This window comes from Aquimarina sp. RZ0 (genome assembly GCF_008370685.1).
Taxonomy (GTDB): domain Bacteria; phylum Bacteroidota; class Bacteroidia; order Flavobacteriales; family Flavobacteriaceae; genus Aquimarina.
Genome location: NZ_VTZU01000016.1, coordinates 11,901 through 30,091, shown reverse-complemented (window position 1 = coordinate 30,091; position 18,191 = coordinate 11,901). Strand labels below are relative to the sequence as shown.

The following is an 18,191-nucleotide window of genomic DNA, read 5'->3' as shown; positions in this document are numbered from 1 at the left end:
GTTGACACTTATGTTTTTATGAATCTTTTTGAGGGTATTCTAGTCGCTACCTTAAAAACAAAATGATATAGCAGCAATGTGATTATAAAACCACTCAAAGCGATTATAAATGGTATTTGTAACCCTTGTTTTTCTACCATGAGTCCGACAGAAAATGACGATAGTAGTACCCCTAGATTCTGAAAAAAATGAACCTTGCTATAATCCAGCGCATAAGATGCCGGAGTACTTAACTTAAATAAGAGCACATCAAATCTCACCACTCCCTGAAAAATTGCCCAACCATATATAATTCTTCCTGTAATTATAACCACCTCATTAGGAACCCCTTGCAGAAGTAAACCTACCGATCCAAGAAGTAATGCAGAAATAATTCCTTGAAAACTATCATTGGTAGTTTTCCTCTTTGTATTGATCCATAGCGCAATTAATGCCACAAATCCCGGAATCGCATAAATAGCTCCTGATATAAGTTTAGAATTATCTCCGGAAATATGCTCCCAATAGGTTGCAAAAAATGGTCTGATCAGAAAATCACTGAAGTACAATATCATGGTAATCAATCCTATTTTGAGAATAAATCCTTTTTTAAGAACACCTTTTTCATGTTCAGAATTATCTTGTGTAACTTCCACTATTTTTATCGTAGCATATTTCTTGCTTCTTAGCAGATACCCGCTCATCGCCATTTGTATAAAATCACCTATCGCCATGATTAAAAAAACATAACTGGCATCTATTAAATCTACTGTTAATCCTCCAACAATGGCTCCCAGGACTCCTCCTAAATGTACTACTACAGACAATACTCCAATAGTATCAGGATGCTCTTCTTTATTAATGATTTTAAGAATGTATGGATATACTAATAAGTAGCTTCCCTTAAAGAGAATCATCACAAGAGAAACTATCCAAAAATTGATATATGAAGTTGTCCAATAACAGCAAAGTGCCAAAATCCCAGCTATACATTGTGTATATACTAAAATATTGAGTTCTGCTACTTTTCTGGAAATATATGCCCAGAATGGAAAAGCAATCATGACCATACAACAAATTGCAGCAAAATAATATCCTACATATTCTGGATTTGTAATTCCAAAACGTGCTTCAAAAAACTGAGGATAAAAAGGATGTAAAAGATAATCACTTACTACAGCAACCAACGTGATCAGGATCAGGAAGTTTTTCATAACACAGATTTGGCTATTTTTATCTCTTCTTCATTACTCACTTCAAACTGCTGAAAAGCAATTCGTTTTTCAATAGGATAGTAATCTGTACCTGTTAGTTCTTTAATAATGAATGAATTTCTGTAGCAAGCCATTCCTAAATCCGGAGTAACAAATCCGTGTGTATGCAATTCTGCATTCTGTACAAAAATATCCGTTCCTTCCTCATCAATAGCATAATTACGATGTACCGCATATCTTTCTTTTTCATCCCAACGAATTCGATCTTTGATCCCATCAATGAATTTGGGTTGTTGATAGGCATATCCTGTTGCCAATACTAGTCCTTCTGTCTTGTGACTATAGTGTTTGTCTTGTTCATGTTGATATATTTCCAGATAAAAATTTGACAATGACTCATCATATACTGCCTTTTGCAACTCAGAATTTGTTCTAAGAGAAATCTTTACTTTACTGGTCAATTGTTTTGTATACATTAAATCATAAATACTGGCTATCAAATCCTGATTAATCCCTTTGTATAAGTGTTTTTGATTCCGGATAAGATTTTCCCGCTTGTTAGATGGCAGATTAAAGAAATAATCCACATATTCTGGCGAAGTCATTTCTAATGTTAGCTTAGCGTATTCTAATGGAAAAAATCTTGGTGAACGTGTCATCCAGTTAAGTTCATATCCTTCATGATCAATATCCTGTAATAGATCATAGAAAATTTCTGCAGCACTCTGCCCACTACCCATTATTGTAATTGATTTCTTGGACTGTAAAGCGGATTTATGAGTAAGATACGATGAAGAGTGTATTGCAGCACCTTTTAGACCTTTACAACATTCAGGAATAAACGGCTGGTTTCCGGTTCCTAATACTAATTTTCTGGACGTATAAATTTTTTGCTTATTGGTTATTGTGGATCGCACCAATACTTCATAACATTGTTTTGTATCATTATATGTTATTTGGGTAACCTCTGTCTGAAAATGAATATTTGATAATTTCTCAATAGCCCATTGGCAATATTGATTATATTCATTTCTGAGTAGTAAAAAGTTTTCCCGAATGTAAAAAGAATATATTCTTCCTTGTTTTTTGATATAATTAAGAAAACTAAATGGATTGGTAGGATCTGCCAGCGTCACTAAATCAGACATAAATGGAATTTGCAAGGTGGTATCCTGCAATAACATTCCCGGATGCCAGTCAAATTTTTCTCTCTTATCAAAAAAAAGACCATTCAGATCAGATATAGGTTCTGTCAAGCAGGCAAGCCCCAAATTCATTGGACCAATACCTATTCCTATAAAGTCTACTATATTTTCTTTTGTTGTATCCATAACTGTACTTAATTATTGTTTTTGTAATCGCTTCCGGTTTCCTTAATCATTCCTATGATATTCAATAAATCATCTAGTGTACTTTTAGGATTCAGTAATGTGAATTTCAGATATATATTACCGTTTAGTTTAGTACTGGCTACAGATGCTTGCCCGGATTTAAAAAGTGTATTCTTTATATATAGATTTACGGTATTTTGTATAGTATCATCTTCTATATTTGCCATTTTATAGCGAAATACCAGTGTACTTAATTCTGGTTTATGAACAATTTCAAAACAAGGATCATCTTTGATACTGTGGTATAAATCCAAGGCTAAATAGTGTACTTTTTCAAGAAAAGAACCTATAGCCTTAGCTCCTGTCATTTTTAGAGTAAACCAAAGCTTTAAAGCATCAAATCTTCTGGTTGTCTGAATAGATTTTTCAATCAAATTAGGGCATTCTTCATCTCTATATTCTAAAGGATTCAAATAATCCGCATAGTAGGATACATATTTAAAATACTGTGTATCTCTTACTAAAAATGCGCTGGAGCATACGGATTGAAACATGGTTTTATGAAAATCTATGGTGACAGAATCTGCCTGTTCAATCCCTTTTAGTTTATCTTGATGGGTTTCGGTCAAAATATAGCTTCCTCCATACGCTCCATCCACGTGAAACCAAATATCATATTCATCTGCAATCTTGGCAATCGTTTCTAAGGGATCAAAACTTCCAAAATCAGTAGTTCCTGCTGTTGCAATTACGGCAATAGGAATATTCCCTAATTTTTTTTCCTTTTCGATAGCTTGTACTAAGGCATCTGGTTGCATTTTTATTTCCTGATCTGTCACTATGGGAATAACTGCATTATATCCCATCCCCAGGAGAGCGGCATTTTTCTTGATACTAAAATGTGCTTTTTCTGAGCAAAAAAAACGAAATTTGGAAACCACATCAGACCAGCCATTTTCTTTAAGGTTTATCCCAAAATGTTTGTATGCATAGTGATCTCTGGCGATTAACAGAGCCATAAAATTAGATTGGGTACCACCACTTGTAAAAATACCATCAGAAATAGCAGGCAATCCCATTTCTGAACAAATCCACCTGATCATTTCCTGTTCTATTAAAGTACCTGAAGTACTTTGATCCCAGGTTTCTATAGCTGTATTTACAGAGGATGCTATTAAATCACCAATAATTGAAGGTAATAAAACAGGGCAATTAAGGTGGGCAACATATGTAGGATGATGAAAAGCAATCGTATGATCAAGGTACAATGCTTTAATTTCTTTGAGAGTATCATCTATTGATAATTTTATATGTGGATCGGCAGTAATCAAATCTGTCATGGATCTTAAATCATTAGGTGATTCTCCACTATAAAAATTCTCATTGTGCAAAAATTCTGTTAGATAACTAACTGTTTTCTGAATATATTCTTGATAGGTATCTTTTGATTGTGGGTCAAAAAACTGATTAACTTTCTGGCCAATAACTAAATCTGTTTGTGTGTCGAAGAGCATATTATTTTTATTTGATCTAAATAAGTTTTGCAAATTTAGATTCAAACAACATAAATTCATGACGTATTTAGGATAAAAAAAGACGCTAATTGATTATAAACATTAGGAATTAATGTTTTCTACTATTGATGCATCCATCTCTCACTAAAAAAAGATGACCCAAATAAGCATAAAACTTTGATTTAAAAACAACTAAAATTAAAGTATTCATTACCCTACCTAAGCCTATAGTTAATCAAGCTTTATCTATTATAGATCAAAAAAACATAATCACTAAAAAAACAAAATAAAAGTGCTTTTTAACTTTTAATTAACGAAATAAAAAATAGGGGAAAACTATTTCGCCCTGTTTATTATTTAAGGAAAAGTTTTTTCTAAAGCCTTTTTTTTTAGAAAAACATACACCTACTCAACCTAATACTAACCAATAAAATATACAATCATGCAAAAAAAAGATGATTATGGGTACAAAAAAATTAGCTGTTTTTTAAACAATCCCTCTTATATATCCTTAGTATTCTTTGCGTTATTTTTTCTACATATTCAAACGTTGAAATCTCAACAAAAAATGGAAAAACGCTCTGGTCCCATAATTGTTTGCCCTGCTAAATTTGAAAACCAGCACTCTAGAATGGCCATAAAACAACTGGCTGCAAAAAAAAATCACTCTACAAAAAAAAAGAAAACGACTACAGACATACAGGTTACTTTTGGTGCCGGGGCACAAAATAACCCTGAATTTCAGGCTGCATTTCGTTTTGCAATGGATATTTGGGCAGAAGAACTAGTTTCTTTGGTACCGATCCGAATATCTGCTGATTTTCGAAATTTAAGTCCTGGTGCTCTCGCCTCTGCAGGACCAACTCAAATTGCTGAAAATTTTACCAATGCCCTGAAACCAGATGTATTTTATCCAATTGCTTTAGCCAATTCAATGGCTGGAGAACTACTCAACCCTAATGACGAGTTTGATTTAATCGTAAATATTGGAGCAGGAATTCCCTGGTATTTTGGTACTGATGGAAATACTCCAATTGACAAGTTTGATCTTGTGACAGTTGCATTACACGAAATCGGGCACGGACTTGGTTTCGTTGACAGTTCTGAAATAAATAATGGCGGAGTAGCCTCCATTGGTTTTAATGGTAGTACGCCTTCGATTTTTGATACTTTTATGGTAGACCAAAATAACAATTCTGTATTAGACCTACCAAACCCTTCTACAGAACTTGCTAGTTTTCTATCGAGTGGTAATGTTTTTGTAAACGGACCTTTAGCAATAGAAGCACTAAATGGAAATCTACCCGAACTATTTGCCCCAAACCCCTTTCAAGGTGGTTCCAGCATTGCGCATTGGGATGAGAATGTATTTCCTACAGGTGATCCTAATTCATTAATGAGTCCACAATTAGGACCTTCTGAGTCTAATTTTAATATAGGTCCATTAACTCTCGGGTATTTCAGAGATATGGGATGGGTTTTAAACGGGCAACCAATACTCATAACTCCCAATTCAATTAAAGAGGAACTCAGTATTGAAGAAACTATCACCAAAGAAATTACTGTAACCAATATAGCGGATACAGCTGTTACTGTTACTGCACTTACACCATCTGAACCCTATCTTATTATTGAAAACATTAGCCCTGAAGAAATCGAAATCCCCGCAGGAACTTCTGCAACAATTACAGTAACATTAAGTACTGTAGGAGTGCCAAAAGATATCTATAAAGAAAATATCGAATTCAGGAGTACAGGTTTTGACGACACCTTAAATGTTTCTATTAATGTCGAAGTATTTGATGGTACAGAAGTTGCATCCATCGCCGTCACTCCCGATACCTTTAATGAAACCATAGAACAACTTAAAATAGTTCAGAAAGAACTTACTATAGAAAATACAGGTAACAAAGATCTTACATATGACATCAGTATTAGTGATCAGATACAGTCTTCTTTTAGAGAAAGAGTAGCTTTGACCAATACTGACATAGCTACAAATGGATATACGGTACAACAATATCCATCATCTCTAAATAAACAATCTTCTTTTTCTATTATCAAAAATAAAGAAACTTTCAATAAGTTGCCAGGTACTATTTATTCAACAGATTTTGAAAATTTCAACCTGGAAGAATTAGACCAACAGGATGGATGGACTGCGCAACCCACGGGCTTTTTCACAATATCCGATAGCAACGCTTTTGATGGCACAAAACATGCCAGGGGTACTACAGATGGTTCTGGAGTTGCTATTCAACTATTGTCACCTGTAGTTAGTCCTGAAAATGAACCTTTTATGGCTTTTTCGGCTCAATTAAATATTCAAAGCAATGGCTCCGATGTTATATTGATCCCTCAGTCCATTAGCGACAATAAAAGTGTTACAGAAATACGTTTTAATGCTGATAAAACTATAGATGTCCTTGATATTGCAACCAATGATTTTATACCAACAGGTTTTACAATTCCAGATGGGTATTTTCAAATCGTTTTATCGGTTGACAGAGATGATTCTTCTTTAGCAATTTTTATGGATAATACCATGATTTTTTCAGGAACAGCATCTTCAAATGTAATTGAACAGGTTGTAATACAATCTAATAATGCAACATCAGGTAGTACTTTTGATATAGATAATTTTGAAATTATTGATGGAGAAGAAACCCTTTTTCTACTTGTAACTCCTAGTACTGGTATCATTGAACCAGGAAAAAAAGAAACCTTAGAAGTTGACTTCATTACCCTTTCTTTAGATAAAGGAGTGTATGAGACTACTATTACCATAAATAGCAACGACATCGAAAATCCAGCGGTAGAGATTCCGGTAAACCTAACTGTTATCATCCCACCCACAATTAATGTAACACCTGATAGCCTCAATGCTTCAGTAGATGTCACCATAGATGATCCCGCTATAAAAACAGACTCTTTCACAGTTAGTAATACTGGAGATAACCCATTAGAATTTATAGCATCTTTGGGCCCTCCAAGGTTTACACTTCCTGCTATGGAAAAGATGAAAAAAACAATCAAAAATTTAGATATGTCTAAATATGGTGTTGGGAATACAGAACAAAGCTCTTATATAACATCTAAATTAGAAAAAAAGAAACTTAAGGTAAAATCAATGTCTAAGGTACAAGAAAGTGCAACCACCTTTATTGATTCTATTTTTTATGACCCAGGTACGAATTTTCCGGATATAGCAGAAGGGTTTGTCGGAGCTCCAACAACAAGTGCTGTTAAATTTGATGCAGAGTTAGATTTTTTGCTTACCGCAGTAAGAAATGCATACATTACAGAAAATGTAACTGAAGTAGCCATTATATTAGAAATTTACCGCGGTGGATCTACTCCTGTGGACGGAGAACTGTTACTGCAGCAAGTAATTACAAAACTAGCACCAAATGCTCTCTTCGCTGTAGAAGAATTAATAAAACCACTATTCTTTTCTGCTGGAGAATCTTTTTGGGTAGTCCATAAATATCCAGAAACTATTCAAACTCCACAAGGATCAGTTTTTAATACTACTGGTTTATTAAGACCGGATACCTATTTCACTAGTTCTGATGGAGGCATGACATACAGACCTGACTTAAGTAATGAGCACGTAATGTTGAAAAGAGCATTAAGTGCTCAAATTGGTGAACCATATATTACATTAGAACCATCAATGGGAACAATTGCTCCCGGAGAAAATATTGAGGTGGGTGTAACCTTTGATGGTACTAATATGGCAAATGGAGTTCATAAAACTGATATTCGTTTAAAAAATAATGATCCTGTGAATCCAATTATATCAATTCCTACTACCTTTGAAGTATCAGGACAAGTAAACGGAATTGAAATTTCTGAGGAATACTTATTATTTGATAATTTATTTATTGGTAATACTAAAGAACTTACGTTTACTATTACCAATACTGGATTCGATCAGCTTACTATTACAGAAATAGTATCTGACAATGAAGATTTCATCGTAGAACCTAATACTGCTATATTGGGAGCACAGGAGGAACTAGAGGTTAAAGTGGCTTTTACTCCCATCACGGCAGGAAGTTCTAATGGCATTATATCAATAAATAGTGATGCATCAAATAATCCCTCAGCAGAAGTTATCCTAAATGGTATTGGAGTAGATCCGCCAATTGCGATACTATCACCTAGAGGAATTTTTGAAGCAACAGATGAAGGTACCACAATAGATACAGAAATTACAATACGGAATACTGGTAATTCACCTTTAATTTATTCTTTTCCAGATATTGCTGTAGCTTCTGCGCTATCTAATCCTGATATTGAATTTAATAATACATCACTAATTTCTTTTAAGAATTTTAATGCTACAGCAACCAAAAATTTTGTAGACAAAAGAATTGGACATCCTGCAGAAAAGTTTAATATTGGTAAAGACACCAAATATGGTTATAGCTGGATTGATAGTGATGAAGAAGGAGGTCCTATATATTCCTTAGCAGATATTAGTGCTACTGGCACCAATATTACAGAAGCTGTAGGCACTAACACATCAGCAGAGATCTCACTTCCTTTCCCTGTGAAATACTATGGCATTACCTACAATACTATTTATGTAAATGCAAATGGGTTTGTTTCCTTTCAGGAACCTATGAGTGATCTTCTTTTTAACCGGCAGATTCCTGTTGATGATGTCGCAAATAATATAATCGCAGGATTGTGGATTGATTTTTCTCTTCAATTGGGAGATGCAGCCATATTTGTAGAACCCACAGAAGATCAAATAACATTTCAATGGTCAAATATTCGGATTTTTGGAACAGAGGATGATGAAACTGTAAGTTTCAGGATAATAATTTTCAAAAACGGAATTATTGAGTTTTTATATGATGACGTCAACAATGCTCCATACATTAATAATACTACTGTAGGTATAGAAAATGCCGCTGGTGATGATGGTGCACTGGTTGCCTTTAACACACCATATGTTAAGGATCGTCTGGCAGTTCGTTTTATACCCCCAATCATTGCAAATGTTGATTTCATTAGTAATGTCAGCAGTATTTCCGGAGTAGTTCCTGCCAATAGCTCTAAAACTCTTACAGCCACTCTGGATGCAACAAAATTAGAGCCAGGAGTTTATCTTGATACCTTAATACTCTCTAGTAATTCTCCTGATAAAACACTAAGTACATCCGTTGCAGAATTAACAGTAAATAATATTCCAGAAGTCGTAGGTTTTTCTCTTATCAATGCAGATACTAATGAGCTCATAGGCGTGATACATGATAAAGACACTATCAACTTTAAGACAATTGGTTCGAATAAACTTAATATTGTTGCCAATACTGATGATTCAGAAGTAGGCAGTGTTGTTTTTGACTATAATACTACCAATAGTTTTTCTATAGAAAACACTGCTCCTTATACCATTGGTGGAGATACTGATGGCAATTATGATCCTTTAAATTTTCAAATAGGTGCCAATACCATTACCGCTACTCCTTATGTTGAAAAAGGTGGTAAAGGAAAAAAAGGCATCTCAAATACCATAGATTTTGAGGTAATCAGTGGAACTGAAATACTAAAACTTGTAAATGCGGATACTAATGAGCTTATTGGAGATCTGTCAAATGGAGATATATTAGACCTTAATGACTATCCCTCAACTGGGCTTAGCATCATCGCAGAAACTACTATTGCAGATGTAAAAAGTGTGATCTTTGATTTTAATGGCACACCCAAATATCAGATAGAGAACATTCCTCCATATGCACTAAATGGTGATAATACCGGTACTTATAAACCGGTAACCTTTCCGTCTGGAGCAAATACGATCACCGCTAGTATATACGGAGCACCTAATGGAAAAGGCAATGCTATGGGAGAAATTACTGTCAATTTTGAGGTTATCTCACAAAACAGAAGCCAATCTACTTCATCGATAGTCAAAGTGTATCCTAATCCGGTAACAACTACGACCAGATTCCTAACCATAGAAAATGACAAACAGCAAGTATTAAAAGCTACGATGTTTAATATGTTAGGTCAGGTAATTTATTCTTTTACTGATTTTAAAACAAAAGATAATGGAAACATTTTCTTAGATATCAGTAATCTTGCCAAAGGCACATACATTCTTAGACTGGATAATGATGCAGGTGAAAAAATTTCTCAGGTGAAAATTATAAAACAATAATAAAAACATATCTATAATTTGGTTAAAAGAGGGTGTCTTAAAAGTTAAGCGCCCTCTTTTTATTATGGTTATTTCAGAAAACACCTTAAAAATAGTAGTAATACGATTTGTGATTAAAAAATTCGTATAAATTCATTGAATTATTTTTTCTTTATGCAAGGCAAAAAAATCAAGCATAGCTATAGCTACGGTTTATTTTTTAAACGAAGTAGAAAGGAAAAAGAAACGATGAATATGCGAAATTTTTAGTTATAAATCGTATAAACTACCTCGGGGCAAGCCCAGGCATTTATTGAAAAAAACATTTTGATTTCGAGGCAAGACTCGGAGCATTTAAATCTCGAGTATCGAGTAAATATTTTTTTAGTAGAATTTTGATATTGAACTCATCTAGAGAAATGCTTTGACCTACAAAATCATAGTACAAAAGCCAAATTTTTCGGTTGAAGACTACTACTCAAAAGGAGTTCATTGGATTCTATGTAATTTTATCAAAAATTACATTTCAGTTCCTCTTTCTTACCATATCAAACAGGTAAATCCTTTTAGTTTTTATAAGTACATCCATAATAAAGTAACAGTTCTCTCTTTGGGGTATTCTCATTACGCAAAAAATAAAATCAAAAAATCTATTATTCTACCTAAACTAACTTCCTTATTTTAGCCCAATGATTAGGATCGTTATTATTGGTGCGGGAAATGTTGCCAGGCATTTGTATACTGCTTTTCATACCTCGGGATTAGTAAAAATAGTTCAATGCTATAATCGGCAGGGAATTATCATAAATAACCACCAGCAAACGATACCAGTTACAGATAATATCAACAATTTGGCCGAAGCTGATATATATATTATAGCAATAAGTGATGATGCCATAGAATCGGTAGCAAAACACATGCTTTTTAAAGATCGATTAGTAGTACATACATCAGGAAGTGTACCGATGAAAATATTAAATGATAATAATCGCAAAGGTGTATTCTATCCATTACAGACATTGAGTGCAACAAAGCGTATAGACTACACAACTATTCCTTTTTGTATAGAAGCAGAAGAAAAAAAAGATATAGTGTTATTACAAAAATTAGCCACAACCTTATCCCCAAAAGTTTATGAAATTTCTTCTGATCAAAGAAAAGTTTTGCATGTAGCAGCTGTATTTGTAAACAACTTCACTAATTATATGTTTTCTATGGGAAATGAAATTTGCTCAGAACATAATATTCCTTTTGAGATATTACATCCACTGATATCAGAAACAGCAAAAAAGATACTAGAAATCCCTCCGCAGGCTGCACAAACTGGTCCTGCAAAAAGAAATGATCAGAATACGATCCATAGTCATTTAGATATTTTAAAAGATGATTCAAAAAAAGAACTATATAAATTACTTACTAAAGCAATACAATTAACATATGGAAAAGAGTTATAAAGAATACCTACAACACATTACTACCTTTATTTTTGATGTTGACGGAGTACTGACAGATGGTACACTATTAATAAATACTGAAGGAGAATTGTTCAGAACCATGAATGTCAAAGATGGGTATGCATTGAAAGCTGCTATGAAACAAGGTTTCAAAATATGTATCATCTCTGGGGGAGAAAATGAAGGAGTAAGAAAAAGATTAGAAGGTTTAGGAATTAAAGACATTCATTTGGGTGCTCATCATAAAGTGGATCAATTAAATGAGTATCTACTCCAAAATAATATTAAATCCGAAAATGTACTGTATATGGGTGATGACATTCCGGATTTACCAGTTATGAAAATAATAGGTTTACCCACCTGCCCTCAAGATGCCGTAGCCGAAATAAAAGAAGTCTCTAAGTATGTCTCTCTAAAAAAAGGAGGAAAAGGATGTGTTAGAGATGTTATAGAACAAGTGCTTAAAGTACAGGGGAAATGGATTGCAAATTATGATGCAAAAAATTAATCGACTCTTATTATTTTTTCTAATGTAATACAATGCTATTTTTTATAATTCTTAAAAATCCTTTGTATCACAATTTCAAACATTATCTCACACACAAATGAAACTTGTATTTGCCACAAATAATCTTAACAAACTAAAAGAAGTACAATCATTAGTACCTTCACATATAGAATTACTATCTCTTTCTGACATCAATTGTGCAGAAGACATCCCAGAAACTTCTCCTACTATTGAAGGGAATGCTATACAAAAAGCAACGTATATAAAAGAGCGATATGGATATGATTGTTTTGCAGATGATACTGGATTAGAGGTTGTAGCATTAAACAATGAACCTGGCGTATACTCTGCAAGATATGCCGGAGCTGCAAAAGACTCCACTGCCAATATGGACAAACTTCTAAGGGAATTAAGTGGTGACAAAAACCGAAAAGCGCAATTCAAAACGGTTATTGCATTGCATATTAATAATAAAACAGAAACGTTTACAGGTATTTGTACCGGAAGTATTACAGAGAAAAAAAGAGGTACAGACGGTTTTGGATACGACCCGATATTTCAACCAGAAGGATATGACAAGACTTTTGCTGAATTACCTCTGGAAGAAAAAAATAAGATCAGTCACCGGGCAAAAGCAGTACATCAATTAATACGATACCTAAAAAACTAAATTAGTTCGCTCCTGGAAAAGCCAACATTTCTCCCATCCCAACGGTAAATAACCAATTACCATAGATTGCATGTTCTATAGAGACCAGTGTGGTAGATTTTGTTTTGTAATATGTAAATGCAAATAGCAGCCCTCCAGCAAAAGTAAGTAGCTGTACTAAAAAACTCTTGAGGAAAATATGGGCTAATGAAAATAAAATAGCATTAAAAAACATAAATAGCCATTTATTATTAATCAGACACTCATATCGATGATAAAAAAATGTTCTGTAGATAATTTCTTGTGGCCATACAGATAAAAAACTGTATACAAATAAGATAATTACCCACAAACCTGGTTTTTTTAGTACTACAGAAAATATTTTATCAGGAGCAATCCAGAAAACATATAAACTTGTAATGATCATAACGATCCCTAGTTTAATTATGGTTTCTCTCCAGAACGGTTTCCAAAGAGATCTATCCGGAAGTACAAACTTTAAAAGTTTTGATTTAACCAGTAAAATAACAATATAACCAAAACCTAATAAGGTGAGTGCTGCTTTTATATAGGTTGGATATGATAGTAAATAGCTGACAGGTAATAAGACAAATAATAGTAAAAGTTCTAATCCTCGTGTAAATGTGGTTTGCATTAATTTAGTTTTCAACTAATTTCTGTATAAAATCTGAAACAATTAGTTTTTTAACAAAAATAAAAAAACCTCTGGGCAAGAGGCTTTTTCTGATAAAAATTAAACTAGGGGAATATTTGATTCTACAATTTTGGGGTAATCAAATTTTTTGTATTGTAAGAATTCAAAATAAACTAATTCAAAAAAATCAATCAATTACTAACAACACTCCAAAGATAGGTTGAAAGCTTTATTGTCTTATAAAATTGTAATAGCAAAAAAACAAAATAATCGATTAAAAACATTTTTAATCGATAAAACACACTCTTACTTTATTTTTCGTTCAAAAAATATACTTTTACACAGTTCTTAACAGAGGCAACACCTTAAAAAAAGAATTTTTGTACCCTATATATACAATTAAGAAAAAATAACAGCTGACTCGTAAAAAAATCAAAAAATAAAGGTAACAACTTATACGATTTGTGATTAAAAAATTCGTATAAATTCATTGAATTATTTTTTCATTATGCAAGGCAAAAAAATCAAGCATAGCTATAGCTACGGTTTATTTTTTAAACGAAGTAGAAAGGAAAAAGAAACGATGAATATGCGAAATTTTTAGTTATAAATCGTATTACACTATGACATATACATTTATTTGTATGTACTAAAAAAGATAAAATAAGAACAATATATCCTATAAAATATGGCTAATAAACTAAGTATATGAGTTTAGCATCTTTTTATACCTAAGATCGTTACTTAAAAAGTTTATGAATTTTTCAGTGAACTACCTCGAGGACAAGGATACGTTGATACATGTAAATATGCCTCTTAATAAGAGAAATTTATAAGGAAAAGTTGCTTTTATCATAGGATACGAGGCATTTATTGAAAAAAAAATGATTTCGAGACAAGCCTCGGAGCATTTAAATCTCGATTATCGAGTAAATTTTCTTCGTGTCATAATACGGTAAGCTCAAATAATTTTTGAACTTAATTTACTATCCTGATTTCATTAAAAATCATAGCTATCCTAAGGCGCATTCAAAAGTTGTTGAAATTCCTCAAGATATAAACCTACGTGATATCCATCCATAAGACCGTGATGAACGTGAATAGAAATGGGTAAAATAACCTTCCCTTGTTCCTGGGTATACTGTCCAAAAGATATTTTAGGAGCACTATCTTTATATTGATAATGCCTGGCATGCGATAACGAAGTAAAAGTATACCATGGGATAGATGAATAATGTATGGTATCTATCCTTTTTGTATCATCTGTATGACATAATCCAATACTGTTTTTAATACGTTCGATTTCTTTTTCTGCCTCCAGTAGAAAAACATCAAAATTCTCATCATATCTTAGAAATGAAAAACCAAAGGTATGATCTTCTCTTCCTATTGTTGGTGAGGCGTGGATTGTATCATAAACAAATACTTTTCCATGTTCTATTCTGTACCTAAAAGTTTCTATTCTATTGACAGCTTTGAGGGATGTATACAAATAATATAAAAAGTAGGAACATCCTAAATCCTTTACTTTTTGATAGCCAATACTAAAATCCAGGGTAGTTGTAATCCCAAAAAAAGGCTCATCAAAAGAACTAAAGAATTCAAAATGTTCTTTTCGGTTCCAGGTTGTGAGGTTTAGTGCTGTCCTCATTACAGCACGTGAAGTAATTCGATTGCTTTAGTAAAACTCCTGAAATTAGGGTGACTAATCTCTTTAGTAATCGTTTCATGCACCCAAGTTGTATGAAACGGTATATGAAAAGCATGTGCTCCTATATTTAGTACTGGCAGTACATCAGATTTTAGAGAATTTCCGACCATCAAAAACTCATCTTCCTTTATATCCAAATGTTTTATCAATTTATGATATTGTTTTTCTGTCTTATCAGATACAATCTCAATATGATGAAAATACTTTTCTAATCCGGATTTAATGAGCTTACGCTCCTGATCCAGCAAATCACCTTTGGTAGCCATGACTAAACGATACTTCTTAGATAGATACTCTAATGTCTCTTCTATACCTTCAAGTAATTCTACAGGTTCATGAAGCATTTGCTTTCCTTTATCAATAAGTTTTTCTATAAGTGCTATGTCCATAGAACCCTTAGAAACTTTTATGGCAGCCTCTATCAAAGAAAGCGTAAAAGGTTTGATTCCATATCCATATAGCTTCAGATTCTGCATCTCTACCTCAAATAATAATGCATTAGCTTCTTCTTTTGGTAAATAATCAGATACCAATTCACAAAACTCTTCTTCAGCTTTTCTGAAAAAAGTTTCATTCACCCATAACGTATCATCTGCATCAAATGCAATCGCTTTAATATTAGATAGACTCATACTGTTTTTTATCAATTTAGATTACGGGTAGGTAAACCATCAATACTTTTCTGATTTTTTTCTTGTCGATATGCTTTCAATCCATCTTCTCCTTTATTCGTTGCCCATTCAATAAGCTGATTACGTTCTTCTTTATACTCAAAATACGGAATTGACATCCCGCAAGAAGTCTGAACGCTTTCTACTTGCACATCAAAAATTTGACGAGTGCCCGGGAGTTTAGGAAATAATGAAATGAGATCATTCCAATCTTCATCCTCCGGATGTACAGCACGCCCTTTCCCAAAAATTCTTAAAATATTGGGAGCTCCTTCAAAAGCGCAAAACATGATTGTGATACGATCATTCTCTAATAGATGCGCATCCGTTTCGTTACCACTCCCTGTAACACTTAACCATACCACCCTTTCTTCATCAAGAACTCTAAAAGTGTCCATTCCTTTGGGGGAAAGGTTAATACGCCCTTCAATAGGAGCAGTTGCTACAAAAAATATTTTCTGAGCTTCTATAAACTCTTTGGTTCTTTTGTTTATAGAAGGATAAAACTTTGCCATGTCTATACCATATTGATGAAACTGAACTATAACCGAATTATGCTATTCTTGCTTCAGCATTGCATATGAAACAATGCTGAAAGCTATTTTAAGGAGTACAATCCTATACTGTTATTTTATCGCACTAATTTTTTATATTTAATACGTTTTGGCATGAGATCTCCTCCTAGCCTTTTCTTCTTATTTTCTTCATACTCAGAGAAACTTCCTTCAAAAAAGTATACTTGAGAATCTCCTTCAAAAGCCAAAATATGAGTGCAAATTCTATCTAGAAACCAACGGTCGTGAGAAATAACAACAGCGCATCCTGCAAAGTTTTCCAAACCTTCTTCTAATGCTCTTAATGTATTAACATCAAGATCATTTGTAGGCTCATCTAACAATAATACATTTCCTTCTTCTTTTAAGGTCATAGCCAGATGCAAACGGTTTCTCTCACCACCAGAAAGCGTAGCAACCTTTTTATTTTGCTCACTACCTCCAAAATTAAAACGACTCAGGTAAGCTCTCGAATTTACCTCCTTACCTCCCATCATAATCAGGTCTTGCTCATCACTAAAATTTTGCCAAATTGATTTTTGAGGATCAATATTAGAATGCGCTTGATCAACATAGGCAATTTTGGCTGTTGACCCTACAGAAAAACTACCTTTGTCAGGAGTCTCTTCTCCCATAATCATCTTAAAAATAGTAGTCTTACCAGCTCCATTAGGCCCTATAATTCCAACAATTCCTGCCTGAGGGAGTGTAAAATTAAGATCTTCATACAACAGTTTATCTCCATACGCCTTACTGATCCCGGTTACTTCTAATACATTTGTACCTAAACGCGGGCCATTGGGGATGTATATTTCCAGTTTTTCATCAAGTTGTTTCTGATCCTGACTCATCAACTTATCGTAATTCTTCAAACGCGCTTTTTGTTTAGTCTGTCTTCCTTTTGCCCCTTGACGTACCCATTCCAATTCTCGTTCTAATGTTTTCTGACGTTTTGATGCTGATTTACTTTCCTGCGCCAGACGTTTTGATTTTTGATCTAACCAGGAAGAATAGTTTCCTTTCCAGGGAATCCCCTCTCCTCTATCCAGCTCCAAGATCCATCCGGCTACATTATCAAGAAAATATCTATCATGCGTTACGGCAATAACAGTTCCTTTATATTGTGCCAGGTGATGCTCCAACCAATGTACTGATTCTGCATCCAAGTGGTTGGTCGGCTCATCCAATAAAAGTACATCAGGTTCTTTTAATAATAAACGACATAAGGCAACACGTCTTTTTTCTCCACCAGATAACACTCCTATTTTCTTATCAGGATCTGGTGTTCTTAACGCATCCATAGCGATCTCTAATTTTGTATCAAGCTCCCAGGCATTGCTGGCATCAATCTGATCCTGTAGCGTAGCCTGACGATCCATAAGTTTTTGCATTTTATCTGCATCACTATAGACCTCTTCTAAGCCAAACATATCATTGATCTTATTGTATTCATCAAGTATGGCTACCGTCTCTGCAACCCCTTCTTTGACCACCTCAAGTACTGTCTTTTCTTCATCCAACTGTGGTTCTTGTTCCAAATATCCAACAGAATAATCCGAAGAGAAAACAACATCTCCCTGGTAGTTCTTATCAATACCTGCAATAATCTTAAGCAAGGTAGATTTACCAGAACCATTAAGTCCTAATATTCCGATCTTGGCTCCATAGAAAAAACTTAAATATATATTTTTTAATACCGGAGTATTTGCACTTTTATATGTCTTTGTTACTCCAGACATAGAGAAGATTATCTTTTTATCGTCTGACATAAGCCTTTAAAATTGATTATTTATA

Annotated in this window: 12 protein-coding genes; 4 read left to right on the top strand and 8 right to left on the bottom strand. The window is 33.6% G+C overall.

Annotated features, from left to right (window positions below):
- Positions 1-8 precede the first annotated feature (8 nt).
- The 3 genes from F0000_RS07940 to F0000_RS07930 are packed head-to-tail and all read right to left on the bottom strand — an operon-like array spanning position 9 to position 4,038.
- Complete coding sequence (locus F0000_RS07940; RefSeq protein ID WP_255452667.1) at positions 9-1,193, bottom strand: MFS transporter; 1,185 nt, start codon at positions 1,191-1,193, stop codon at positions 9-11.
- Positions 1,190-2,524: a lysine N(6)-hydroxylase/L-ornithine N(5)-oxygenase family protein gene (locus tag F0000_RS07935; protein WP_149624180.1), complete on the bottom strand. Its 1,335-nt coding sequence runs from the start codon at positions 2,522-2,524 to the stop codon at positions 1,190-1,192. The genes F0000_RS07940 and F0000_RS07935 overlap by 4 nt, the downstream gene beginning before the upstream one ends.
- An 8-nt stretch (positions 2,525-2,532) precedes the next feature.
- Positions 2,533-4,038, bottom strand: a complete 1,506-nt coding sequence (locus F0000_RS07930) for an aspartate aminotransferase family protein (protein WP_149624179.1) — start codon at positions 4,036-4,038, stop codon at positions 2,533-2,535.
- Positions 4,039-4,606: 568 nt separating this feature from the next.
- On the opposite strand from F0000_RS07930, the gene F0000_RS07925 reads away from it, so the two are divergent.
- The 4 genes from F0000_RS07925 to F0000_RS07910 all read left to right on the top strand — a co-directional run bounded on the left by F0000_RS07925 (position 4,607) and on the right by F0000_RS07910 (position 12,827).
- Positions 4,607-10,216, top strand: a complete 5,610-nt coding sequence (locus F0000_RS07925; protein WP_188112051.1) for a choice-of-anchor D domain-containing protein — start codon at positions 4,607-4,609, stop codon at positions 10,214-10,216.
- Between the two features lie 668 nt (positions 10,217-10,884).
- Entirely contained in the window at positions 10,885-11,649 is a 765-nt protein-coding gene (locus F0000_RS07920; protein ID WP_149624177.1) for a Rossmann-like and DUF2520 domain-containing protein, read from the top strand.
- Positions 11,633-12,157 carry an HAD family hydrolase gene (locus F0000_RS07915; RefSeq protein ID WP_149624176.1) on the top strand — a complete coding sequence of 175 codons (525 nt, stop codon included), beginning with the start codon at positions 11,633-11,635 and terminating at the stop codon, positions 12,155-12,157. The genes F0000_RS07920 and F0000_RS07915 overlap by 17 nt, the downstream gene beginning before the upstream one ends.
- 97 nt (positions 12,158-12,254) lie before the next feature.
- Positions 12,255-12,827, top strand: a complete 573-nt coding sequence (locus F0000_RS07910; protein WP_149624175.1) for a non-canonical purine NTP diphosphatase — start codon at positions 12,255-12,257, stop codon at positions 12,825-12,827.
- A gap of 1 nt (position 12,828) precedes the next feature.
- On the opposite strand, the gene F0000_RS07905 is transcribed toward F0000_RS07910, so the two are convergent.
- From F0000_RS07905 to ettA, 5 genes are all read right to left on the bottom strand, one after another.
- The gene (locus F0000_RS07905) at positions 12,829-13,461 is read right to left on the bottom strand and encodes a CPBP family intramembrane glutamic endopeptidase (RefSeq protein WP_149624174.1); all 633 of its coding nucleotides are present in this window, start codon (positions 13,459-13,461) and stop codon (positions 12,829-12,831) included.
- Between the two features lie 1,018 nt (positions 13,462-14,479).
- A complete protein-coding gene (locus tag F0000_RS07900; protein ID WP_149624173.1) occupies positions 14,480-15,112 on the bottom strand; it encodes a chloramphenicol acetyltransferase in 633 nt (210 codons plus the stop codon).
- A complete protein-coding gene (locus tag F0000_RS07895; protein WP_149624172.1) occupies positions 15,112-15,804 on the bottom strand; it encodes an HAD family hydrolase in 693 nt (230 codons plus the stop codon). The genes F0000_RS07900 and F0000_RS07895 overlap by 1 nt, the downstream gene beginning before the upstream one ends.
- Positions 15,805-15,815: 11 nt before the next feature.
- The gene (locus F0000_RS07890; protein WP_149624171.1) at positions 15,816-16,358 is read right to left on the bottom strand and encodes a pyridoxamine 5'-phosphate oxidase family protein; all 543 of its coding nucleotides are present in this window, start codon (positions 16,356-16,358) and stop codon (positions 15,816-15,818) included.
- Between the two features lie 116 nt (positions 16,359-16,474).
- Entirely contained in the window at positions 16,475-18,166 is a 1,692-nt protein-coding gene (gene ettA / locus F0000_RS07885; protein WP_149624170.1) for an energy-dependent translational throttle protein EttA, read from the bottom strand.
- Between the last annotated feature and the right edge of the window lie 25 nt (positions 18,167-18,191).